Source organism: Pseudomonas sp. C2B4, from assembly GCF_013359695.1.
Taxonomy (GTDB): Bacteria; Pseudomonadota; Gammaproteobacteria; order Pseudomonadales; family Pseudomonadaceae; genus Aquipseudomonas.
This window is the reverse complement of the sequence record NZ_JABFMU010000007.1, coordinates 126,305-148,477: the sequence shown is the minus strand read 5'-3', so window position 1 is coordinate 148,477 and position 22,173 is coordinate 126,305. Positions and strand designations below refer to the sequence as shown.

At 60.2% G+C, this 22,173-nt stretch carries 25 protein-coding genes and 1 pseudogene; 12 read left to right on the top strand and 14 right to left on the bottom strand.

Translation table 11 applies throughout. The features are described from left to right. Positions 1–25: 25 nt before the first annotated feature. Together HNQ83_RS08255 and HNQ83_RS08250 are read right to left on the bottom strand one after the other, a co-directional pair. Positions 26–1,543 (bottom strand): amidase family protein, encoded by a 1,518-nt coding sequence (locus tag HNQ83_RS08255; protein ID WP_175388496.1) that lies wholly within the window; start codon positions 1,541–1,543, stop codon positions 26–28. A gap of 131 nt (positions 1,544–1,674) precedes the next feature. Beyond that, positions 1,675–2,733: an MBL fold metallo-hydrolase gene (locus tag HNQ83_RS08250; RefSeq protein ID WP_175388495.1), complete on the bottom strand. Its 1,059-nt coding sequence runs from the start codon at positions 2,731–2,733 to the stop codon at positions 1,675–1,677. A gap of 215 nt (positions 2,734–2,948) precedes the next feature. Here HNQ83_RS08250 and HNQ83_RS08245 point away from each other — a divergent pair, with 215 nt between their 5' ends. Continuing rightward, positions 2,949–3,557, top strand: a complete 609-nt coding sequence (locus tag HNQ83_RS08245; protein ID WP_175388494.1) for a TetR/AcrR family transcriptional regulator — start codon at positions 2,949–2,951, stop codon at positions 3,555–3,557. Positions 3,558–3,657: 100 nt separating this feature from the next. Here the strand turns inward: HNQ83_RS08245 and HNQ83_RS08240 are convergent, their stop codons facing one another. Then, complete coding sequence (locus HNQ83_RS08240) at positions 3,658–4,599, bottom strand: LysR family transcriptional regulator (RefSeq protein WP_175388493.1); 942 nt, start codon at positions 4,597–4,599, stop codon at positions 3,658–3,660. Positions 4,600–4,614: 15 nt separating this feature from the next. On the opposite strand from HNQ83_RS08240, the gene HNQ83_RS08235 reads away from it, so the two are divergent. Then, on the top strand, positions 4,615–5,322 hold the full coding sequence (locus tag HNQ83_RS08235) for a CTP synthase (protein ID WP_175388492.1): 708 nt from the start codon (positions 4,615–4,617) through the stop codon (positions 5,320–5,322). After that, positions 5,319–5,642: an antibiotic biosynthesis monooxygenase gene (locus tag HNQ83_RS08230; RefSeq protein ID WP_175388491.1), complete on the top strand. Its 324-nt coding sequence runs from the start codon at positions 5,319–5,321 to the stop codon at positions 5,640–5,642. The genes HNQ83_RS08235 and HNQ83_RS08230 overlap by 4 nt, the downstream gene beginning before the upstream one ends. A 127-nt stretch (positions 5,643–5,769) precedes the next feature. Here the strand turns inward: HNQ83_RS08230 and HNQ83_RS08225 are convergent, their stop codons facing one another. Further along, on the bottom strand, positions 5,770–6,096 hold the full coding sequence (locus HNQ83_RS08225; RefSeq protein WP_175388490.1) for a DUF2025 family protein: 327 nt from the start codon (positions 6,094–6,096) through the stop codon (positions 5,770–5,772). A 223-nt stretch (positions 6,097–6,319) separates the two neighbouring features. Between HNQ83_RS08225 and HNQ83_RS08220 the strand changes: the two genes are divergently transcribed. The 3 genes from HNQ83_RS08220 to HNQ83_RS08210 all read left to right on the top strand — a co-directional run bounded on the left by HNQ83_RS08220 (position 6,320) and on the right by HNQ83_RS08210 (position 8,421). After that, the gene (locus HNQ83_RS08220; RefSeq protein ID WP_175388489.1) at positions 6,320–7,456 is read left to right on the top strand and encodes a glycerophosphodiester phosphodiesterase; all 1,137 of its coding nucleotides are present in this window, start codon (positions 6,320–6,322) and stop codon (positions 7,454–7,456) included. 192 nt (positions 7,457–7,648) lie between these two features. Continuing rightward, positions 7,649–7,960 carry a PepSY domain-containing protein gene (locus tag HNQ83_RS08215; RefSeq protein ID WP_175388488.1) on the top strand — a complete coding sequence of 104 codons (312 nt, stop codon included), beginning with the start codon at positions 7,649–7,651 and terminating at the stop codon, positions 7,958–7,960. A gap of 158 nt (positions 7,961–8,118) precedes the next feature. Beyond that, a complete protein-coding gene (locus tag HNQ83_RS08210; RefSeq protein ID WP_175388487.1) occupies positions 8,119–8,421 on the top strand; it encodes a PepSY domain-containing protein in 303 nt (100 codons plus the stop codon). Between the two features lie 71 nt (positions 8,422–8,492). Here HNQ83_RS08210 and HNQ83_RS08205 read toward each other — a convergent pair whose 3' ends face one another. After that, on the bottom strand, positions 8,493–8,936 hold the full coding sequence (locus tag HNQ83_RS08205) for a hypothetical protein (RefSeq protein WP_175388486.1): 444 nt from the start codon (positions 8,934–8,936) through the stop codon (positions 8,493–8,495). Positions 8,937–9,144: 208 nt separating this feature from the next. Here HNQ83_RS08205 and HNQ83_RS08200 point away from each other — a divergent pair, with 208 nt between their 5' ends. Both HNQ83_RS08200 and HNQ83_RS08195 read left to right on the top strand, forming a co-directional pair. Next, a complete protein-coding gene (locus HNQ83_RS08200; RefSeq protein WP_175388485.1) occupies positions 9,145–10,167 on the top strand; it encodes a transporter in 1,023 nt (340 codons plus the stop codon). A 248-nt stretch (positions 10,168–10,415) separates the two neighbouring features. After that, the gene (locus tag HNQ83_RS08195; protein ID WP_175388484.1) at positions 10,416–12,029 is read left to right on the top strand and encodes an inorganic phosphate transporter; all 1,614 of its coding nucleotides are present in this window, start codon (positions 10,416–10,418) and stop codon (positions 12,027–12,029) included. 109 nt (positions 12,030–12,138) lie between these two features. On the opposite strand, the gene HNQ83_RS08190 is transcribed toward HNQ83_RS08195, so the two are convergent. Further along, positions 12,139–12,576 (bottom strand): multidrug/biocide efflux PACE transporter, encoded by a 438-nt coding sequence (locus HNQ83_RS08190; protein WP_175388483.1) that lies wholly within the window; start codon positions 12,574–12,576, stop codon positions 12,139–12,141. 89 nt (positions 12,577–12,665) lie between these two features. Here HNQ83_RS08190 and HNQ83_RS08185 point away from each other — a divergent pair, with 89 nt between their 5' ends. Continuing rightward, entirely contained in the window at positions 12,666–13,520 is an 855-nt protein-coding gene (locus HNQ83_RS08185; RefSeq protein ID WP_175388482.1) for a LysR family transcriptional regulator, read from the top strand. 124 nt (positions 13,521–13,644) lie between these two features. On the opposite strand, the pseudogene HNQ83_RS08180 reads toward HNQ83_RS08185, so the two are convergent. After that, positions 13,645–14,475, bottom strand: a pseudogene (locus HNQ83_RS08180) (LysR family transcriptional regulator); the annotation flags it as partial. Between the two features lie 111 nt (positions 14,476–14,586). Between HNQ83_RS08180 and HNQ83_RS08175 the strand changes: the two are divergent. Then, on the top strand, positions 14,587–15,312 hold the full coding sequence (locus tag HNQ83_RS08175; RefSeq protein ID WP_175388481.1) for an SDR family NAD(P)-dependent oxidoreductase: 726 nt from the start codon (positions 14,587–14,589) through the stop codon (positions 15,310–15,312). Positions 15,313–15,420: 108 nt separating this feature from the next. Here the strand turns inward: HNQ83_RS08175 and HNQ83_RS08170 are convergent, their stop codons facing one another. The 3 genes from HNQ83_RS08170 to HNQ83_RS08160 all read right to left on the bottom strand — a co-directional run bounded on the left by HNQ83_RS08170 (position 15,421) and on the right by HNQ83_RS08160 (position 17,499). Next, positions 15,421–16,656, bottom strand: a complete 1,236-nt coding sequence (locus tag HNQ83_RS08170; RefSeq protein ID WP_175388480.1) for an RNA polymerase sigma factor — start codon at positions 16,654–16,656, stop codon at positions 15,421–15,423. Between the two features lies 1 nt (position 16,657). Then, positions 16,658–17,002, bottom strand: coding sequence for a YciI family protein (locus HNQ83_RS08165; protein ID WP_175388479.1), 345 nt, complete (start codon positions 17,000–17,002; stop codon positions 16,658–16,660). A 71-nt stretch (positions 17,003–17,073) separates the two neighbouring features. Next, positions 17,074–17,499 carry an SgcJ/EcaC family oxidoreductase gene (locus HNQ83_RS08160; protein WP_175388478.1) on the bottom strand — a complete coding sequence of 142 codons (426 nt, stop codon included), beginning with the start codon at positions 17,497–17,499 and terminating at the stop codon, positions 17,074–17,076. 141 nt (positions 17,500–17,640) lie between these two features. On the opposite strand from HNQ83_RS08160, the gene HNQ83_RS08155 reads away from it, so the two are divergent. Further along, positions 17,641–18,126 carry a GNAT family N-acetyltransferase gene (locus HNQ83_RS08155; RefSeq protein ID WP_175388477.1) on the top strand — a complete coding sequence of 162 codons (486 nt, stop codon included), beginning with the start codon at positions 17,641–17,643 and terminating at the stop codon, positions 18,124–18,126. Between the two features lie 193 nt (positions 18,127–18,319). Here HNQ83_RS08155 and HNQ83_RS08150 read toward each other — a convergent pair whose 3' ends face one another. From HNQ83_RS08150 to HNQ83_RS08135, 4 genes are all read right to left on the bottom strand, one after another. Then, complete coding sequence (locus HNQ83_RS08150) at positions 18,320–18,808, bottom strand: GNAT family N-acetyltransferase (RefSeq protein WP_175388476.1); 489 nt, start codon at positions 18,806–18,808, stop codon at positions 18,320–18,322. A 74-nt stretch (positions 18,809–18,882) separates the two neighbouring features. Beyond that, positions 18,883–19,371, bottom strand: coding sequence for a GyrI-like domain-containing protein (locus HNQ83_RS08145; RefSeq protein WP_175388475.1), 489 nt, complete (start codon positions 19,369–19,371; stop codon positions 18,883–18,885). A gap of 120 nt (positions 19,372–19,491) precedes the next feature. Next, on the bottom strand, positions 19,492–19,977 hold the full coding sequence (locus HNQ83_RS08140) for a GyrI-like domain-containing protein (RefSeq protein ID WP_175388474.1): 486 nt from the start codon (positions 19,975–19,977) through the stop codon (positions 19,492–19,494). A gap of 66 nt (positions 19,978–20,043) precedes the next feature. Then, positions 20,044–20,706: a LysE family translocator gene (locus HNQ83_RS08135; protein WP_175388473.1), complete on the bottom strand. Its 663-nt coding sequence runs from the start codon at positions 20,704–20,706 to the stop codon at positions 20,044–20,046. Between the two features lie 139 nt (positions 20,707–20,845). On the opposite strand from HNQ83_RS08135, the gene alaC reads away from it, so the two are divergent. After that, complete coding sequence (gene alaC, locus HNQ83_RS08130) at positions 20,846–22,057, top strand: alanine transaminase (RefSeq protein WP_175388472.1); 1,212 nt, start codon at positions 20,846–20,848, stop codon at positions 22,055–22,057. The last annotated feature ends 116 nt before the right edge of the window (positions 22,058–22,173 follow it).

Genomic DNA, 22,173 nt, shown 5'->3' with positions numbered 1-22,173 from the left:
CAAGCTCGCTCCTACAGTGCGATCTCTACGGTTTGAACGCCGGCGCACGCCACCCATGAGAGATCTGTTCATACCCATACGCCAACGCCAGTAACCGGGCATCGCTCCAGCGAGGTCCGAAGAAGTAGACCGACGTAGGCGCGCCTTCATCGTCTATTCCGGAAGGCACCATGACGCCGGGATACCCCGCCAGCGGTACGACATTCATGGCAGGTGATTCGACGTCTGATACGAGGGCATCCAGTTGATGGGTTGCCAGCAATTGATCGATGGCGGCGGCGTTTTCACCTTGGATGTTCTGCCAGAGCTGATTGTAGGTTTGCTCGTCGAAGACAACTTTGCTGGCAGCAATCAAGGTGTCCTGGTTATGACCTTCAGCGCTGGCGGCATTGAACAGCAGCAGATCGTCCAGTGTCGCGGCAGGAACTCCGGTTCGAGTCGCCAGGTAACGAGGCAAGTCTCGCTTGATCCCCATTTGCAATGCTTCCTCAACCTGCTCCGAAAGCGGGTCGATCAGTTCCACGGGGATCAACGTTGCGCCTGCTGCCTGCATGAGCTCCAACGCTCTGGAAAAATGCGGGTCAACCTGCAGCGCCAAAGCATCACGATCAAATTTGGCGGGGTAGCCGATTCGTCGTCCAATCAGAGTGTTTGGACGTAACAAGGCGGTGAAGTCCACCGCTTCCAGGTTATGCGGCTTTTGGATCGGATCAGCGACATCGTTGCCCACCATCGCATTCAACAGGAGTGCAGCGTCGCGAACCGTGCGTGCCATCGGCCCGGGCGTGTCCAGTTTGTGAGTCACCGGAATAATGCCACTTCCACTTAGCAGACCCACGGTGGGCTTGATGCCCACCACACCATTCATGGATGCCGGGCAACTGATCGATCCAGACGTTTCCGTGCCGACGGTCAGGGGCGCAAAACCTGCCGCGACGGCGGCGGCGGAACCTGAACTGGAACCGCAGGGATCGCCACTTAATAGGTGCGGATTTTTGGTTTGGCCGCCGCGCCCGCTCCAGCCGCTGGAAATGGCAGGATCACGAAAATTAGCCCATTCACTGAGATTGGTTTTTCCGAGAATCACCGCCCCGGCCGCCCTGAGGCGTTGCACGATAAAGGCATCCTGCGCGGCGGGTTGTCCGACCATGGCTAGTGAGCCGGCGCTGGTCTGCATTTGATCGGAGGTGTCGATATTGTCCTTCAGCAACACCGGGATGCCATGCAGCGGGCCTCGGGTGTAGCCGCCCTTTCGTTCCCGATCCATTGCCTCGGCAATCGCCAAGGCCTCGGGATTGAGCTCGATGATGGCGTTGATTGCCGGCCCGTTTTTGTCCAGCCTTTCGATCCGCGCCAACAAGTGTCGAACCAGCGCTACGGAACTCAGCTGACCGCTGTCCATCCTCTGGTTGATCTCGTCGATACTCATGTACTCCAGCCGGGTTTCGGGCGCGGCGGCCTGTGCACAGAATCCGCTTATCGCCATCGAGAACAGGGCGACCCCAGCCAACCGCATCATGCAGCCGCTTAACCTTACGTCCATGTAAACATCCTTATGACTGATTGCGGGTGATGCATTTCACCCGGTATTTCAGCCTACAGAAGCGGCCGAAATTATCCGTCATCACCGCTCACAGCCTTTCGTAAGAATGTTCGTCCCTGTTCGTAGTCGCTTCACCCGAGGCTTTGTTGATCCTCATACACCGGCTGCTCGACCGTTAACCACCAGGCCTCACCCCGCTGCGGATGCTTCAGGTTGAAGGCCTCGCCCATCTGCGGCGTGGTAATCGTCACGCTACGCTCCCAAGCCAATGCCAGGATGCGGTCGAAGGGTTCGTACCAGGCGTGCATCGACAAATCGAAAGTACCGTTGTGGATCGGTAACAGCCAGCGCCCCTTGAGGTCGAGGTGGGCTTGCAGGGTTTGTTCCGGTTGCATGTGCACGTGCGGCCATTCGACGTTGTAGGCGCCGGTTTCCATCAGGGTCAGGTCGAACGGACCGTACTGCTCGCCGATGCGTTTGAAGCCGTCGAAGTAGCCACTGTCACCACTGAAGAAGATCCGCGTGTCGCCGTCGATCATCACCCACGAGGCCCAGAGGGTGCTGTTACCGTCGAACAGGCCGCGCCCGGAAAAGTGTTGCGATGGCGTGGCGATAAAGCGCAGGCCTTCGACCTCGGTGCCTTCCCACCAGTCCAGTTGCCGGACCTTGCTGGCGTCGATGCCCCACTTGATCAGGGTGTCGCCCACGCCCAGCGGCGTCAGGAAATAGCGGGTCTTGTCAGCCAGTTTCAACACGGCCTGATGATCCAGGTGGTCGTAGTGATCGTGGGACAGGATCACCGCTTCGATCGGCGGCAATTGCTCCAGGCTGATGGGCGGCTGGTGAAAGCGCTTGGGCCCGGCCCATTGCACGGGTGAGGCGCGTTCAGCGAAGACCGGGTCGGTGATGTAGAACTTGTCCCGCAGCTTGAGCAATACCGTGGAATGGCCGAGGCGATAGACGCTGTGGTTCGGTGCGGCCATCAGTGCCGCTCGCGTCAGAGGCTGTACCGGGACCGGTGCGCTGGGACGGGTGTCGCGCGGTTTGTTGAAGATCACGTTCCACAGGATGCGCAGGGTCTTGCGAAAGCCCTCGCGCTTGAACGGTGCATGGTTGCGGTATTGCCCTTCTGCCTGACGAGAAGCCTCAGGTGTGACAGCGATATCCGCCGGGGAAGTTGAGTTGGCCATGACTGAATGACTCCAGAAAAACCGCGCGTATCACGATTTTCCGCTTTGGGACGATAAATGGCCAAGGCACGCACGCATCAGCCGAAACTCTAGTTATCACCGTGCAGGATTAACAAAACATTACACTGCACAGTGTAGTTTCAAGGTTGCATCAAAGCCGATCGCAAGTAAACTACCGAGTGTAATTTCTTACCCCTTCCTGCCGAAGCGTATTTATGACAGCTCCACAGCGCCTGACCGACCGAAAACGCGAAGCCATCATTCAGGCGGCGATTGCCGAATTCCGTGCCAACGGTTTCGAGATCACCAGCATGGACAAGATTGCCGCCACTGCTGGCGTGTCGAAGCGCACGGTGTACAACCACTTTCCCAGCAAGGAAGAGTTGTTTGCGGAGATCCTCAATCAATTATGGATCAGGGTGACGGCGGAGCAGGAAACGTCCTACTGCCGCGAGCTGCCCTTGCGCGATCAATTGCGCCAATTGCTGACCGCGAAGTTGCAAATGCTGAGCGATGACAATCTTCTCGATCTGGCACGTGTGGCCATTGCCGCGGCCATCCATTCTCCCGAGCGGGCCCAGAGCATGGTGACCCGAATGGGTGAGCGTGAAGAAAACCTGACGGTGTGGATTCGTGCAGCACAGGCCGATGGCCGATTGAAAGCAGTCGCCCCCGACTTTGCTGCGCAACAGGTGCAGGGCCTGCTCAAATCCTTCGCGTTCTGGCCGCAGATTTCCATGGGCCAGCCAAGACTCTCGACCGAGATGCAAAGCACGGTGGTGGAGTCGGCGCTGGATATGTTTCTGGCTAATTATCAGCTGTAAGAAATGACACGATGGGTGGCGAGGTCGAACGCTCGATCGCTCCAACCCCATCGCGGCAATGTGTTTCAGAATGAAAAATCGGGCGGAAGCCCGAGCCACCTCACGCCCATTTCAGCGCCCGCCCCAACTCGTCAAACAAGGTCACCACCGAGCGCAAGGCACGGCAATCCGGGCGCGTCAGTAGCCACAACGCCGTGTCGTAGCCGTGCAACGGCTCGCCCAGCGTTTGCAATCCCTCACCAATCAAAAAGTCCGGCAACGCTGCCACGCCCAACCCCGCTCGTACCAGTTCGGTGACCGACAGCATACTGTTGCAGCGATAACCCGGCATCACGCCCGGTAACGCTTGGCGGCGCCAGGCCACCGTCGGGTGATCGGGCAGGAAGTCATCCGGAGCGATCCAGGTCAATGCTGCCGGATCGTCGGTGCCGGCCGATTGCAGGTAACTCGCACTGGCACACACCCGGTAGGCAACGTCCGCCAAACGTCGCCCCACCAGATGTTCCGGTGGCGTGCGGGTCAGGCGCAGGGCGATATCGGCATCGCGGCGGCTTAGATTGGCAAAGTCGTTGGAGGTGCTGAGTTCGAGGGTCAGCGCCGGATAGTTCGGCATGAAGTGCGCCAGCGCCGGCAACAGCAAACCTTGCAGGACTGAATCCGTGCAGGTCAGACGCACCGTGCCGCTGATGACTTCACCGCCCTGCTCCACGCCGATGCGCGCCGCTTCCAGGGCTTGTTCGGCTTGCTCCGCCTGCTTGGCGAGCGACTGTGCCAAGGTGGTGGGCAGGTAGCCGGCGCGGCTTTTTTCGAACAATTGCTGGCCCAGCGCGGCTTCGAGTCGCCGCACGGCCCGAAACACCGTCGAGACGTCTACCTGCATCAGCTGTGAGGCCCGGGCCAACGAGCCGCCGCGCACCAGCGCGAGAATCAGGGCCAGGTCCGGGTAGTCCAGTCGATAGTGCGTCGGCGCATTGATCACTTGGTAAAACGCCAATATTGAGTGCGTGAACGCCAATCTATAGTGGGCGCCAGGAATCAACAAGCGCTGAGGTGCTCCATGGAAAACCCCGTCATCCGCATCGCTCTGATCGGCGACTACGACCCGCAAGTCACCGCCCATCAAGCCATCCCCCTGGCCCTCGGTTTGGCCGCCGATCACAGCGTTCTGAGCGTGCAAGGGCATTGGCTCGGCACCGAAAGCATCGACGCCGGCGCGTCCCTCGATGAATTCGACGGCTTCTGGTGTGTGCCCGCCAGCCCTTATCGCAGCCCGGACGGCGCGTTACGGGCGATTCGCTTTGCCCGCGAACACCAGCGACCTTTCCTCGGCACCTGCGGCGGTTTTCAACACGCGGTGCTGGAATATGCGCGCAACGCACTCGGCTGGTCGGATGCCGAGCATGGCGAGACATCGCCCGATGCTGATCGCGCATTGCTCACGCCTCTGACGTGCTCACTGGTTGAGGTGGTCGACAGCATTCGGTTGCGGGCAGGTTCGTTGATCGCCAAGGCGTATGAAACGTCCGAGATTCGTGAAGGCTATCGCTGCCGCTTTGGTGTGAATCCACAGTTCGAACAGGACTTGCTCCAACACGACCTTCAGGGTGTGGGCCACGATGCGGCGCAAGGCTTGCGCGCACTGGAACTCAGGGGGCATCCCTTCTTCGTGGCCACGCTGTTCCAACCGGAACGCGCTGCGCTCAAGGGTACGCTGCCGCCATTGGTGCGGGCACTGGTAGAAGCCTGCGCGGAGCAGCGACCATGATCGCCAATACGCCACCCGCACCGTATTACGCGGTGATCTTCACCTCGCTGCGCACGGAGGGTGACCTGGGGTATGCCGAGGCCGCTGCGCGCATGGTGGAGATGGCGCGAGAACAACCGGGGTTCCTCGGCGCGGAGTCGGCGCGGGGCGAGGATGGGCTGGGTATTACCGTGTCGTACTGGGCCAGTGAAGCGGCGATTCTGGCGTGGAAACATCATCCCGAGCACAGCGCGATCCGGGAGCGCGGGCGGTCGACCTGGTATGCGCAGTGCCATACGCGGGTGTGTCGGGTTGAGCGCGATTATGGGTTCAAACTGTAAGACCGCTTTCGCGAGCAGGCTCGCTCCCACAGTGGATCTGTGTCGTTCACAGCATTTGTGCCCGACCGGATTCAACCTGTGGGAGCGAGCCTGCTCGCGAAGAGGCCAGCCGAATCACCGCAAAATCTCAGCCCCGCACCAAACTCCGCACCGCCGCAATCTCCGGCACATCCCGCCTGTTCATGTACACCCGCAATGGCTCGGTGATGTTGATCCTGTCATCGATGTTCTGATCCAACAGCAACTGGATCAACTCGCGCTTGAGGGTCATGGTTTGCTCGGGCCCGGCAGCCCAGACGAATTCGCTGGTGGGAATGATGCCGTCGTCCGCCACGTCCATGCCGAAGGAGTCTTCGCTGAAGCGCACGATGTAGTGGCCGGTCTTGCGATTAAGGCCGACGAAGCCTTTGAGTTGGTCGGCCGCCTGGCAAATGAGCTGGGAAGTGATGCGCATGGTAAACCTCACAAGCAGTGATTGTTGGTTTACACGCAGGGCCTGCGATTGGCTTTTCCCTCTGCCGGGGAAATTGCCGGGGCCAAGCGTACTGCAAACAGGCCCACAAAAACGCTGACGAACATCAGCTTTAAACACGCTTATGTCGGTCTCGCGATAGCGTCGGCAACGCTCAGTTGTTAAAAGGGACGTCTTTGAAAACCCTCGCGAAAGGATCTCGACCATGCCAGCCACCTTCACCCAACGCGCCCTGATGCTGAGCCTGCTGCTCGGCGTCGTTCAAGTTCCGGCTCAGGCCCAAGCCGCCAGCGAGCCCAGCCCCACCGCGCTGGCGACCCGTTTGGGTATCCCGCACCCGGCCGTGATCGCCCACCGTGGCGCGTCGTTCGATGCACCGGAGTCCACCGCCGCCGCGTACAAGCTGGCCCGCGACCTCGGTGCCGATTACCTGGAACTCGACCTGCAACGCAGCAAGGATGGCGTGCTGTTCGCCCTGCACGACAACAACTTGCAACGCACCACCGACGTTGCGATCAAGTTCCCCGAGCGCAAGGACAGCCCGGCCAACGCCTTCACCATGGCCGAACTGAAAACCCTGGATGCCGGTAGCTGGTTCAACACGGCTTACCCGGATCGCGCGCGTCCTTCCTACCCGGGTCTGAAAATCCTGACCCTCGATGAAATCATCGACATTGCCCAAAGCAATCCGCTGCACAAGCCAGGCCTGTACATCGAGACCAAGGAGCCGAAGCAATTTCCCGGCATCGAGCATGACCTGAAGGCGAAACTCCAGGACCGTGGCTGGCTGAGCCCGGCCGGTTCGAAACTGGCGAAAAGCGAGCTGGCGGTCGGCCAGGGCAAAGGCAAGGTGATCCTGCAAACCTTCGAGAAGAGCAGTCTCGAACTGCTGCAAAAGGAAATGCCGCAGGTGCCGAAAATCCTGTTGTTGTGGGTCGGCGAAGGCAATATCGAGCCTGAATCGAAGGTGACGTTTGCCCAGTCCGGCGAGAAGGACAAGGCCGCTTACTACGCCAAACAGCAACCGAAGGACAAAGCCGAATTCCAGCGCTGGGTCGACTACGCCAAGACCCAGGGTGCGATCGGCACTGGCCCGTCCGCCGCGTTGACCTTGGGTGGCGATCAGAGTTACGCGGATCTGGTGCAACCGTGGATGAACCAGTACACCCACGATCAGGGGCTGCTGGTGCATGTCTACACCATCGACGAAGCGGTGGATTTCCAGAAGGTCATGGCGGCCGGGGTGGATGGGATCTTTACCAATCGTGCCAGTGAGTTGTTGAAATTCTATAAGCGGCCGGCGGCGAGTGTTGATCTGGTGTTGAAGAATAACGGGTATTGATCCGGGACCGAGGTGTCTGCATTCGCGAGCAGGCTCGCTCCCACAGATATTGGCGTAAACCTGTGGGAGCGAGCCTGCTCGCGAAGACGTCGGCGCGGGTTAAGGGAATTTAAGGCTGAATTAAGTTGCCACAATTAATCTGGTCCCACTTAAACAGCTCAGCCTCACTTAAACAGCTAAGGAAAGATGCTCATGAAAACCCTGACTGCCCTGTTCGCCGCTGCCACCCTGACACTCACCGCCGGTTTGGCCCAGGCCGATGTACCGGTCGACCAGATCCCGCAACTGGTCAAGGACGGCAAGATCAAGCCGCTGGAAGAACTCAATCAGATCGTGTTGAAGCTGCACCCCGGCGCCACCATCAAGGACAGCGACCTGGACAATCACCACTCCAATAGCTTCTACGAGTACGAAGTCGATCTGCGTGACGCCAAAAACGTTAAGTGGGAAGTGGAGCTGAATGCCGCCACCGGCGAAGTGCTGAAAAACAAAATAGACGACTGATACACAGGTCCAAAAAAGCCGCGCGATTTCCGGATCGCGCGGCTTTTTTTGCGCCCGAAGGTTTGTAAATCTTTGATTCGGTTAAAGGGCATTTAAGGGTGGATTAAGTTACCGCAATTAACTTGATTTCAAATTCACTCTTCCAAGGAAAGAACCCCATGAAAACCGTGTTTGCCCTGATCGCCGCTGTCACCCTGATCCCTGCCGCTTTGGTCCAGGCGAAAGAAGATGATGTCCTGCTGCACCAGATTCCTCAGCTGATCAAGGAAGGCAAGGTCAAGCCACTGGAAGAGCTGACCCAGATCGCCCTGAAGCTGCACCCGGGTTCGACGATTACCGAAACCCAACTGGAACATCGCTTCAAGGGTTACATCTACGAAGTCGAAGGGCGCGACCCAAATAACGTGAAGTGGGATGTGGACATACTGGCTGCTACCGGCGAGGTTCTGAACAACAAGTAAGGCAAACCGACGCTCCGCGCAAAGCCGCACGGTCTGATGATCGTGCGGCTTTTTTGCGTCTGGACGATTGATCAGGCGGTGGTGCTGACCAGCGCCCCCGAGGTGCTGGAAGAGGTGTCCGTCAGCGCCTGCAACAACGCCGCTGCCGCGCTCTGCAACGACGCGGAAGTCGACGCGATCTGCGATTGGGCAGCCGCCACGGCGCTGGCCTTGGCCGCATCGTCTTCCCGCTTGGCCTGGGCCGCTTGCAGTTGCTGCTGCTGTTCCTGCAACTGCTTTTGCAGTTCCGCGATCTGCTTGCGCAGCTCTTTCACTGCATCGGATTCTTCGCTGCTGCTGGAACTGCTGTCCCCCGATGCCGCAGCGCCGCCGACAGGCACCTTGGCGCTGTCGGTTGTTGCTGTCGTGGCAGACGCCGCCGTGGTGTCTTCAGTGGCGCCGCTGGCGACCGTGCTGGCGGTCGTCGAAGCAGTGGACAAGGTTTGCGGAATCGAAATGTTGGTGATGCTGACCATGGTGTTCATCCAATGTGGGTTCAGGTTTACCCGATCATCGACACGCCATGGCCGCACTTGAGATCGACTGTGTACCGACTCGGTCTCAATACCGATACAAAGCGGCTGCTCGCCACGCAATCGTCACAAAACCGTCAAACGGCGTTGCGATGATGCGGCTCACCTGAACCTGTAAAACCCGCGACAGGCATCTCCCTTGCGAGTCCTCATGAACCACAGCATCGATCAAAGCCATCGCGATCCGGACCTGTTCGGCTTGCTGTACGGATTCAGTTTTCGCCCCGGTGAACGCGGGCGCGAGATCGACTCGGCCAGGGCCTTGCAGTGCCTGCAACAACCCCAGGACAGCGACGAATTCCTGTGGCTACACCTGAACCTCGCCCATGCCGCGTGCGAACGCTGGATGAAACGTCATCTGGAACTCCCCGACGAGTTTTTCGAAGCCCTGCATGAAGGCTCACGCTCAACGCGTATCGAGCATGTCGACTCGGCATTGCTGGCGGTGGTCAACGATGTGGTGTTCAACCTCAGCAGCATGGTCTCGTCGGATGTCTCGACGCTGTGGGTCTGTGTGCGCAGCCGGCTGATCATCAGTGCGCGCCTGCAGCCGTTGCACTCGGTGGACAAATTGCGCTCGTCGGTGAAGGCCGGCGAGCGTTTTCGTTCGCCGCTGGAATTGCTGGTCCACCTGCTGCGCGATCAGGGCGAAGTGCTGACCCAGATCGTGCGCAAGACCAGCCTGAGCGTGGATCAGGTCGAAGACGAGTTGCTGTCGCAGCGATTGTCGACCAACCGCGCCGAACTGGGCGCCAATCGCAGGGTGCTGGTGCGCCTGCAACGTCTGTTGGCGCTGGAACCGGGGTCGCTGCTGCGACTGCTCAATCGCCCGCCGCCCTGGCTGCAAAAGGAAGACGTCAAGGAACTGCGCAAATCCACCGAGGAATTTGCGCTGATCATCAACGACCTGACGGCCCTCGGTGAACGCATCAAGCTGTTGCAGGAAGAAATCGCCGCCAACCTCAACGAACAGAGCAACCGCACGCTGTTCACCCTGACCGTGGTCACGGTGCTGGCGTTGCCGATCAACATCATTGCCGGTTTTTTCGGGATGAATGTGGGTGGGGTGCCGCTTTCACAGGATCCGGAAGGGTTCTGGATCCTGGTGGCACTGGTCGCGACCTTTACCGTGATTGCCGGGCGGTGGGCGTTTCGCAAGCGGCGGGATTATTGAGCGCGCTTGAAATCCTGTGGGAGCGAGCCTGCTCGCGATGGCGGCGTGTCAGACGCACAGATACTGAATGTAATACCGCCTTCGCGAGCAGGCTCGCTCCCACAGGTCTCAGATTTGGCGCCGACAGGTAGTAATGGATTCGGATCAACGGATCCACCAAACGCCCAAACCCTGATCTAGCGCAGCCTTTGTGTAATATTTAGCGCCGATCATGACGAACACTCCGTCCCTCCTCAGGAATGTCCGGCATGGCTACGCCTTCCTTCTCCGCTGCCCAGACGCCCGTCAGCAGTGGTCAACCGCAGCTGGATAAAAAACCCGGCCTGTTCACCTTCGTAGTGTTTTTCGCAGTGCTGGCCATGGGATTGCTGTTCACTGCCTACAGCCTGATGCGCGACATAAACGGACTCGGCACCGTGGTGACCACCTGGACGCCGTTTCTGTTGTTGGGCGTGGCATTGCTGATTGCCCTGGGCTTCGAGTTCGTAAACGGCTTCCACGACACCGCCAATGCCGTGGCCACGGTGATTTACACCCACTCGCTGCCACCGCACTTTGCCGTGGTCTGGTCGGGTTTCTTCAATTTCCTCGGCGTGCTGCTGTCCAGCGGTGCGGTGGCGTTCGGCATCATCGCGCTGCTGCCGGTGGAGCTGATTCTGCAGGTGGGGTCTTCCGCCGGTTTCGCGATGATCTTCGCCCTTTTGATCGCCGCGATCCTGTGGAACCTCGGCACCTGGTGGCTGGGCTTGCCGGCGTCTTCCTCCCACACGCTGATCGGCTCGATCATCGGCGTCGGTGTGGCCAACGCGCTGATGCACGGGCGTGACGGCACCAGTGGCGTGGACTGGGCGCAGGCAACCAAGGTCGGCTACGCACTGCTGCTCTCGCCACTGGTGGGCTTCGGCTGCGCCGCGTTGTTGTTGCTGGCCTTGCGCGCGTTCGTCAAGAACCGTGCGCTGTACAAGGCGCCGAAAGGCAACAGCCCGCCGCCGTGGTGGATTCGCGGCATGTTGATCCTGACCTGCACCGGCGTGTCCTTCGCCCACGGCTCCAATGACGGGCAGAAAGGCATGGGCCTGATCATGTTGATTCTGGTCGGCACCCTGCCGATGGCTTACGCCCTGAACCGTACCATGCCGGCGGATCAGGCCCTGCAGTTCGCGGCCGTGGCGGAAGTCACCCAGCAGGCCCTGGTGAAGAATGCGCCGCTGCCGGCCCCAGCCGACCCGCGACCGATCCTGTCCGATTACGTGCGCAGCAAGGAAGTCACGCCGCAACTGATCCCCGCGCTGGCCGCGCTGGCGGGCAACATCGGCAACGAAGTGAAAGGTTACGGCTCCTTGTCGAAAGTCCCGGCCGAGGCCATGGGCAACGTGCGTAACGACATGTACCTGACCAGCGAAACCATCCGCCTGATGGACAAGAACAAGGTCGGCAACTTCGACGCCGACACCACCGGCAAGCTGCAATTGTTCAAGCAACAGATCGACAACGCCACGCGTTTCATTCCGCTATGGGTGAAGATCGCCGTGGCCATCGCCCTGGGATTGGGCACCATGGTCGGCTGGAAGCGCATCGTGGTGACGGTGGGTGAAAAGATCGGCAAGACCCACCTGACCTACGCCCAGGGCGCCTCGGCGGAAACCGTGGCCATGCTGACCATCGGTGCTGCCGATATGTTCGGCTTGCCGGTATCGACCACCCATGTGCTGTCGTCAGGCGTGGCCGGGACCATGGTCGCCAACGGCGGCGGCTTGCAGATGAAGACCATCCGCAATCTGCTGATGGCGTGGGTCCTGACGTTGCCGGCGGCGATTTTGTTGTCGGGCAGTTTGTATTGGTTGTTTACCCAGATTTTCTAAGGACACCGCAAAACAACCGTGGGAGCGAGCCTGCTCGCGAAGGCGTCGTGTCAGTCGATATCAATGTTGCCTGACAGGCCGCTTTCGCGAGCAGGCTCGCTCCCACAGGTTATGCGTTGCTGTGCTCACGCATTACCACTCGCTCGCGCACCACGTCATACACCCAGTGGTAAACATAGGTATACGGCAGGAAAAACAGCAGCACGCCGATATCCAGCAGGAACGCCTGCCACAGGCTGATGTTCAGCCACCAGGCAATCAGCGGCACGCCCAGGGCAACCAGCCCCCCTTCAAACAGCAGCGCATGCACCACCCGCGTCCAGGCGTTGTGCGCAAGGGCAAAGCGCTTGAGAACACGGTCGAAGTACCCGTTGAAAATCACGTTCCACGCCAGCGCCAGCGCTGCCATGGCGATCGTCACGACGCCCATGTCGACCATGGGTTTATCCATGATCCAGGCCAATAACGGGGTACAGATCAGGATGGCCAGCAGTTCGAAACCGACAGCCTGGAAAATACGTTCCGTGATGGATTTGTTGATGTTCATGACCCACCTCCTCAAATAGCGATGGTTGCCATGGTCCAACATCACACCGATACTTCATAACCAATAACCATCGATCAAGGCGATAGTTCATGGCGTCCCAGGAAGTGTTGCAGGCGTTTGTTCAAGCGGCCACTCAAGGTTCGTTTTCCGCCGCGGCGCGTAAGTTGGGTCGCAGCCAATCGACCATCAGCGCGGCGGTGGCCAGCCTGGAAATCGATCTGAATCTGGAACTGTTTGACCGCAGCAGCCGCAAACCTACCCTCACCCCGGCCGGGCACGTGATGTTGCAACGCGCCGAAGACATCCTGGCCGCCACCAGTCGCCTGGAAATGACCGCCAGTCAACTGTCCCAGGGGGTTGAGGCGAAGTTGACCGTGGCATTGTCCGATACCTACCAGTCCGACCGCTTCGAGGCGTCACTCAGTGCCTTCGAGCAACGCTATCCGGACCTGGAACTCGAATGCCTGATCGCCGAATGCGACGACCTGGTGGCGCTGGTGCAAAGTGGCCGGGCACAGGTGGCCTTCGCCGAAATGCAGGACAGTTACCCGCCGGACCTGGTCAATTCAACGGTGGACGAACGCACGGAAATCGCCCTGTTCGTTTCGCCCAGGCATCCCCTGGCCACACTGAAACACATTGATCAGGACGTGCTGCAACAACACCGCGAGCTGCGTCTGGCGACCATCGTCAATCCCTATGAAAGCCGGGCGAAGGGTCGCGTCTGGTCGGCGCCGAGTTATTTGATGCTGCTGGAGATGGCCCAGGGCGGATTCGGCTGGGCGCCGTTGCCGCGCTGGCTGGTGGAGCGATTTGGCCCGGGATCGCTGCAGGAACTGCAAGTGCGGGGCTGGCCGAAGACCGTGTATGTGGATGCACTGTGGTCGCGGCTGAATCCGCCGGGGCCGGCTGGGAGCTGGTTGTTGGGCAAGATGTTGGAATAGCGGCGCGGCCATTCGCGAGCAGGCTCGCTCCCACAGGGGTTCGCGCTAAACCTGTGGGAGCGAGCCTGCTCGCGAAGAGGTCAGAACAGACACCTCCTGCCCCAAACCTGATCAACCCCCCCCCAACCCGCATCGGTCGATTCATCTGGAAATACTCATGCAACCCGCGCAACGCCGGCAGTTCCAGTGCCTGCGCGGCATAGCACAAGCCTACCCGCCGCGTCGGTGTCGGCAGGTGCATGGCGCGGGTCGTCACGCGCTCGTGTCCAGTCACCAGTGACTGCGGCAACATCGCCACACCCACCCCGGCGGCGACCATGTGCAGCGCTTGTTTCAACGAACCGGCATGCCCGGCCACCGCGCCCGGCGAACGCCCGTACAGCGCCATCAACCGCTGGTGCGAGGGATGCTGCGGACAGGTGATCCAGTCACTGATTGGCGTCCAGGGTTGTCCGCTTTCGCTGTTAGCCATCGGATGGTCGATGGGCAGCGCCATCACGTAGGACTCCTCCCACAGCGGCAGGAACAATTCGTCCTCGCAGCACATCTCTTCCACCGCCAGACGCCCGTCGCCACAGCAACCTTCCTCCAGCGTCAGCAGCAAATTGGGCAACGCCTGCCGGGCCATGCGCACGAACGCTTCGATGTGGCTGTCGGCGATATCGCCTTCGATGCCCAGCGTCAGCGGCGTACGGTTCTCCTGGCCGCGGAACAGCCGGCTCAAGGCTTGGGCATCCGCCACCATGCGCAGTGCCTGGGGATACAGCACCCGCGCCTCATCACTGACATCGACGCCACGGGGCTGGCGCACAAACAATGTCGCCCCCAGTTCTTCTTCGAGTTGTTTGATGGTCACCGACAAGGTGGGCTGACTGATGAACAACCGCTGGGCCGCGAGGGTGATATTGCGTTCCTCGAACACGGCGAGAAAGGCTTTGAGGTGGCGAACATCCATAGGCAGTTCCGATGACAGGCAGAGGAATAAGGCATTTTTCAGGCATGAAAGCGCTAAATATACTGCGATCCACATTCAGCCATTTGTTTTTCTGATTTCAGGAGTCGTGCCGTGAGCAAGCCATTGATCATCATTACCGGGGCCAGTTCGGGCATTGGCGAAGCGGCCGCCCGTTTGTTGAACGCCGCCGGTCACCCTTTGTTACTGCTGGCCCGGCGCATCGAACGCCTGGAAGCCTTGGCGCTGCCCAACAGCCTCAGCCGTCGTGTCGACATCACCGACCGTGCCGCCCTGCTCGCCGCCGTTGCCGAGGCCGAAGCACAATTCGGCCCGGCCGATGCCTTGATCAACAACGCCGGGGTGATGCTGCTGGGCGAAATGAGCAAACAGGACCCGGCACAGTGGGACCAGATGCTCGATGTGAATGTGAAGGGCTTGCTCAACGGCGTGCATGCGGTGGTGGCCGGCATGGTCGAGCGCCAGCACGGCACGATCATCAATGTCAGCTCGGTGGCCGGGCGCAAGACCTTCCCGAATCACGTGGCCTATGTCGGCACCAAATTCGCCGTGCATGGCCTGTCGGAAAACCTGCGCGAAGAGTTGTCGCAACACAACGTGCGGGTGATCACCATCGCCCCGGGTGCGGTGGAAACCGAGCTGTTGAGCCATACCACCGATGAAGCGATCAAGACCGGTTATCAGGCCTGGAAACAGGACATGGGCGGCACGGTGTTGAGTGCCGAGGATGTGGCTTCGGCGATCGCGTTTGCTTATCAGCAGCCGCAGAATGTGTGCATTCGCGAGATTGTGATGGCGGCGACGCGACAGCAGGCCTGATCAATAAAAGCAGGTCCTTCGGACCTTTCGCGAGCAGGCTCGCTCCCACAGGGTAAGCGCTAAATCTGTGGGAGCGAGCCTGCTCGCGAAGAGGCCCTTCAGATCACCTCACTCCAACGCCTTGAGCCGAGCCTCGATAAACCGCCGCTCCGGCTCTTGCCGGGTCAACTCAAGCGCTCGCTCATACGCCTCCCGCGCCTGCTCCACCCATCCCAACTGCCGGCAAAACTCCGCCCGCGCCGAATGCGCCAGGTGGTAATCCGCCAGATCACCGCGATCCAGAATCGCCTCGACCAGCCTCAATCCGGCCAACGGACCATCGCGCCTGGACAGCGCCGCCGCCCGGTTCAACTCGATCACCGGTGACGGCACCGCTCGCAGCAGCACGTCATACAGCCCGACGATCTGAACCCAATCGGTTTCTTCCACCGATGGCGCTTCGGCATGCACCGCGGCAATTGCCGCTTGCAGGCCATACGGACCGAAACGACGAGTGCCCAGCGCCCGCTCCACCAGCGCACACCCTTCGGCGATCATCTCGCGGTCCCACAGGGTCCGGTCCTGCTCATCGAGCAAGATCAATTCACCGTCGGAGGAGGTTCTGGCCAGCCGTCGCGACTCATGCAACAGCATCAGAGCCAGCAGCCCCATGACTTCCGGTTCCGGCAGCAACTCCATCAACAACCGGCCGAGGCGAATCGCTTCGCGGGTCAGGTCCTCGCGGGTCACTTGCGCGCCGATGGACGCCGAATAGCCTTCGTTGAACACCAGGTAAATCACCCGCAGCACGCTGTCCAGACGTTCGGGCAATTCCGCCAGGGACGGCACTTGATAAGGGATTTTCGCGTCGCGGATTTTCGCCTTGGCCCGCACGATGCGCTGGGCGATGGTGGCCGGTGCCGAGAGAAAGGCCCGGGCGATTTCTTCAGTGGTCAGGTCGCAGACTTCCCGCAGGGTCAACGGCACCTGGGCGTCCGCCGCCAGCGCCGGGTGACAACAGGTGAAGATCAGTCGCAGGCGATCGTCTTCCACGTCTTCGTCACTCCAGTCGGCCTGCTCCAGCGCCTCCAGTTGCGCGATCAGCAACGGGCGTGAAGCGGCGAACCGGGCACGCCTGCGCAGCACATCGATGGCCTTGAAACGCCCCGTCGAGACCAGCCAGGTGCGCGGGTTCTCCGGAACGCCATCCGCCTGCCAGCGCTCGACCGCGACGAAAAACGCCTCGTGCAAGGCCTCTTCGGCGAGGTCGAAATCGCCGAGCAGGCGGATCAGTGTCGCCAGGATGCGCCGCGACTCCTGGCGATAAACCTGCTCGACCCGCGCCTTGACCGAAAGACCCGGCATCTCAAATATTCAACTGGCGAACAGGCCGCACTTCGACACAGCCAACCCGCGCCGCCGGGATGTCGCCAGCGACCTGAATCGCTTCATTGAGGTCCCTGGCATCGATCAGGTAGAAGCCCGCCAACTGCTCCTTGGTTTCGGCAAACGGCCCATCGGTAATCGACAGTTTGCCGTTGCGCATGCGCACGGTCGTGGCGGTCTGCACCGACTCCAGGGCCTCGGCCGCGACCATCCGCCCGCTGCCCTGGATCGACTCGGCGTACGCCATGCACTCCGCGTCCTCGGGGCTCTCCGGCAGCGAATGCAACAGGCGCTCATCGCTGTAGACCAGACATAAATACTTCATGGCGCTCTCCTGATTGAACGATCAACTATGGCTGCAGATTGGCGTTCGGGTACGGCCTCCCGACAAACCGTTCAGGGCTCCAGATTGAACAGCGTGGTGCCGCTCATCATGTCGAACGGCGCCGACCAGTGTTCATGGACAATGCGCCATTGCCCATCCTGGCGGCGATAGCAGGCCGTCACACGCATCCAGCAGGCCTGGGTTTCACCCTTTTCATTGGTGCCGCCGCAATGGGCCAGCCAGTGGGCGAAGGCGACGTGCTCGTCCACCACGATGTTCATATGGTCGAAGTCGAACGTGTGCGGGCCCTGGCACATTTCCATGCATTCCTGCCAATGCGTGCGGTAAGCGGCCTTGCCGCGAAATTGCAGGGCCTTGACCGCGTCGTAGGAAACGATGTCGTCGGCATACAGAGCCATGATTTTATCGACATCCTTGGCGATGACCGCCTGGCGATAGGTGTCGATCAGGGTCTGGATTTCATGGGTAGCGTACATGGTGGTTCTCCGTGGTTTTTATTGTGAAGACACCCCTAGTCGTCCGGCGATCCGGGAAATCGACAGACGAAATAAAAATAATCCAAACGGCCAGACTCGCTAGAATTCGAGACTCATTTTTGTCGGAAAAAGGACACTCCAGTGACAGCCCGACTCGTGCCTTACGAAAGCCTGAACGCGCTGCAGCGCCAGCAGGTCGAGGCCATTGAAGTTCACCCCGATCAAATCAAGTTCTCCGGGGACATCCACGGTGCATTGCACACCTTGCTGTCCAGGCCCTGCCCCGGCGTCAAAGGCTTTGCCCTGCTGGCCGAGGACATTCCGGTCGCCTTCCTGCTGCTCAAGCGCCCGCCCGTCTTGCCCGCCTGGGCTGACGAGCACAGCGCCACGCTGCATGCGCTTCAGGTCGACCAGCGTTCTCAAGGCAAAGGCTATGGCAAGGCCTGCCTGCAAGCGTTGCCCAGCGTAGCGCGCCAGGCGTGGCCGGAAATCAGGGGGCTGGAATTGTCGGTGGATGCGGACAATGAGTCGGCGATTGCCTTGTATGTCAAATACGGGTTTGTTGACAGTGGCGAGGCGTACAGGGGGCGGATCGGGTATGAGCGGCGGATGGGATTGATGTTCTGAAGCAGCCTCTCTGTGGGAGCGAGCCTTTGTGGCGAGGGGATTTATCCCCGCTGGGTCGCGTAGCGGCCCCAAACTCTGTAGTCGTGGTATGTCAGATTGAACGCATACACCGGTTTTACGACTGCTTCGCAGCCGAACGGGGATAAATCCCCTCGCCACAAAGGCTCGCTCCCACAAGAAGTCCGTGCCGAGATTAGAGATTGAGCACCATCTCATGCCACGCCATCCCGCCATGGTCCGACGCCGACGGTTTGATGTAGGCAAAGCCAAAACCGGCGTAAAACGGAATATGCCGTTCCTTGCACATCAGGTGGATGCTGGCCTTGTTCAGTGCGCGCATGTGCTCGATGAATTCGCCCATCAGGCGCTTCGCCAAACCCTGGCCCTGATAATCCGGATGCACCACCACCGACATGATCACCACGTGCGGCCCGGCCGGGTCGTGGCCGATCAGTTCCTTGAATGCCTCGTCCGACATTTCCACCTGGAACGCCGCGCCGGAATTGATGAAACCGGCGACCACGCCCTCCACCTCGGCGACGATGAAACCCTCGGGCCAGGTGGCGATGCGGGTGGCGATTTTCTCTCGGGTCGCGGCTTCGTCACCTTCGTAGGCAAGGGTTTCGATGGCGTAGCAGCGGTCCAGGTCGGCGGGCGTGACGTGGCGGATGACGGTGTTCATGGCAGGTCGCAATCAGATGGGAAGGCCCGGAATCATAAATCAGGGGCCGTATGACAGCGAGCGGCGAATGCCTGTCACTGCGTGATCGGCAGCCAGATTTCCACATTGCCGGTGTGATCCTTCGGAATGAAATCTTCGCTGTAACGCTCGAAAATCGGGGCTTCCATTACCCGTTTATAGCCGGACTGCGGCAGCCAGGTATCAAGGATGTATAGATGGCTCTGCGGCAAGATATCCGGCCATCCGTCGTGAACGAAAACCGCGTACTGCCGAGGCTCAATCTCTATCGAGCGGTAGGTGTCCGGCAAATCGTCGCGACTGCTGACCTCGATCCCGGCGATGTAATCGAAGCCGCCCTTGCCGTCGAAATTGCAGCACACGCCGTAGGTCGTTTGACCTTTTGTGCCCGGGATACGGTCCAGATGGGCGAAAAATTCCACCCAGAAATCATAGATACCGCGGTAGTCCTGTCGGGAAAATCGGCCGCCAAACCCGGCGATCAGCATGGATTCTCCACGTTCGAAACGTGGGGCTGTCGTTGAGACGCAGGGTGACACAGCCATGGCCTGACTCCCGGAGCAAGAAAGCGGATTTGGCTGTAAGTATAGAAGCCAACCCCGACTCCACAGCGCCCGATGCGATATCGGGAGACGAATCGCGCGATCCGTCTCCCGAGGCAGGTGTCACGCCTTGATCGGCAACCAGATTTCCAGCTTGCCGGTGTTCAGCTTCGGGTTGAAGTCTTCGCTGTAGCGCTCGAACTCCGGGGCGTCCGCCGCCTCATGGCCGGACTGCGGCAGCCAGGTGTGCCAAAGATACTGGAAGGTTTGCGGCAATAGATCGAGCGAGCCTTTGTGCTCGAACACCGCGTAATACTGCGGCTGCACTTCGATCCAACGGTATTGGTCCGGAAGATCGTCGAGTTTGGCGATCTCGACACCGGCGATGTACTCGAAGCCGCCCTTGCCATCCGGATTGCAGCAGATGCCGTAGGTCACCTCGCCCTTCTGGCCCGGAATATTGCCGATGTGGGGTATGAATTTTTCCCAGAGATCAGGAATGCCTGCGGTGGTTTGCTGGGTAAATCGTCCGCCAAGTCCTGCAATCAGCAGGAAGTGTCCGTGTTCGAAGCGTGGCTCGGCCAGTCCGACGGGTGTTTGCTCATCCATGGCTCGACTCCTGGAGCGAAAAGTGGGTTCGGCTGGGAGTATAGAGGCCAAACCCGTTTCGCCCAGTTACAGGGCATGCAACTGCTCGATGGCAGCGACACCGAAAAACTCGTTATAGCCAGATAGGATCACGTACACCGCGAAATAGCAGAAGATCGCCGCCGATGCCAGATACGAATAGCGCAGCAGTTTGTCGCCCAGCAACTTGCCGCCATGGCTCGCGGCGAAGCACAGGCCCGCAGACCACAACAGCCCGGCGCAGAGAAAACCACCGAGAAACAGGGCGGAACTGAGGGGGCCTCCGCCGCCGGAACGGGCAATCAGGGTGCCGCCCACCGCAGCGAACCAGAGAATCGCGCTGGGCGATGACATAGCGAGGAAAATCCCGCGAAAGAACTCCTTGCGATGGGAGTTGTGGCCCACTTCAGCGGTCTCGGCCAGCAGCGCTTCATGGTGGATCGCCGAATAAATCATCTTTGCCGCGAAGTACACCAGCAGCGCCGAGCCGCCGATCCACAACACCCAGCGCACGGTTTCGTATTGCAGCAAAACGGTCATGCCCGCCAGTGCCAGCACGGCGTAGATCAGGTCGCCGACACAGGTGCCCAGGCCCAGGGCGAAGCCTTGAAAATAGCCGCGTTGCATCGCCAGGGTGATCATCGCGATGTTGGCCACGCCTATGTCCAGGCACAGCGAAAGGCTCAGCAAGAAGCCACTGGTAAATTCCATCGAACCGCTTCCTTCGGAAAAATTTGTTTACATGGAGGCTGGACAGTCTGCCACAGCTGCCCGTACATTCCGCCACAGGTCACCGCAGTGACCAGCGTCGCTCGGACGGTTCCGGGCGCTTACGTTATCCGAGGCAACAATGGCCGAACAAGGTTCGCCGCGCCGCTTTGCGCGCATCGATCGACTCCCCCCTTACGTTTTCAACATCACAGCCGAGCTGAAGATGGCCGCCCGTCGTCGTGGCGAAGACATCATCGACTTGAGCATGGGCAACCCCGACGGCGCCACCCCGCCGCACATCGTCGAAAAACTGGTGACCGTCGCCCAGCGCGAAGACACCCATGGCTACTCGACGTCCAAGGGCATTCCGCGCCTGCGCCGGGCGATCTCCAACTGGTACAAGGAACGCTACGAGGTCGACATCGACCCGGAAAGCGAAGCCATTGTCACCATCGGTTCCAAGGAAGGCCTGGCGCACCTGATGCTGGCCACCCTCGACCAGGGCGACACGGTGCTGGTGCCCAACCCGAGCTACCCGATCCACATCTACGGTGCCGTGATTGCCGGCGCCCAGGTGCGGTCGGTGCCGCTGGTGCCCGGCGTGGATTTCTTCGCCGAGCTGGAGCGGGCGATTCGTGGCTCGATTCCGAAGCCGAAAATGATGATCCTCGGCTTCCCGTCCAACCCCACCGCCCAGTGCGTGGAGCTGGACTTCTTCGAGCGCGTCATCGCCCTCGCCAAGCAATACGACGTGCTGGTGGTGCATGACCTGGCCTACGCCGACATCGTCTACGACGGCTGGAAAGCCCCGTCGATCATGCAGGTGCCGGGTGCCAAGGACATCGCGGTGGAGTTCTTCACCCTGTCCAAGAGCTACAACATGGCGGGCTGGCGCATCGGCTTCATGGTCGGCAACCCGGAACTGGTCAACGCCTTGGCGCGGATCAAGAGCTACCACGACTACGGTACCTTCACCCCGCTGCAGGTCGCGGCGATTGCCGCGCTGGAAGGCGACCAGCAATGCGTGCGCGACATCGCCGAGCAATACCGGCAGCGGCGCAACGTGCTGGTCAAGGGCCTGCATGAACTGGGCTGGATGGTCGAGAATCCAAAGGCGTCGATGTACGTCTGGGCCAAGATCCCCGAGGCTTATGCCCACCTGGGATCGCTGGAATTCGCCAAGAAACTGCTGGCCGAAGCCAAGGTCTGCGTCTCGCCGGGTGTGGGTTTCGGTGAATACGGCGACGATCACGTGCGCTTCGCCCTGATCGAAAACCAGGACCGGATTCGCCAGGCCGTGCGCGGGATTCGCGGGATGTTCCGGGCGGATGGTGTAGCCAGCAAATCCTGACACCCGCACAAAATACTGTGGGAGCGAGCCTGCTCGCGAAGAGGGCTTAACATTCAATGAAGAGGTTGAATGCAAGTCCGCTTTCTCGAGCAGGCTCGCTCCCACAGGGTTCAATG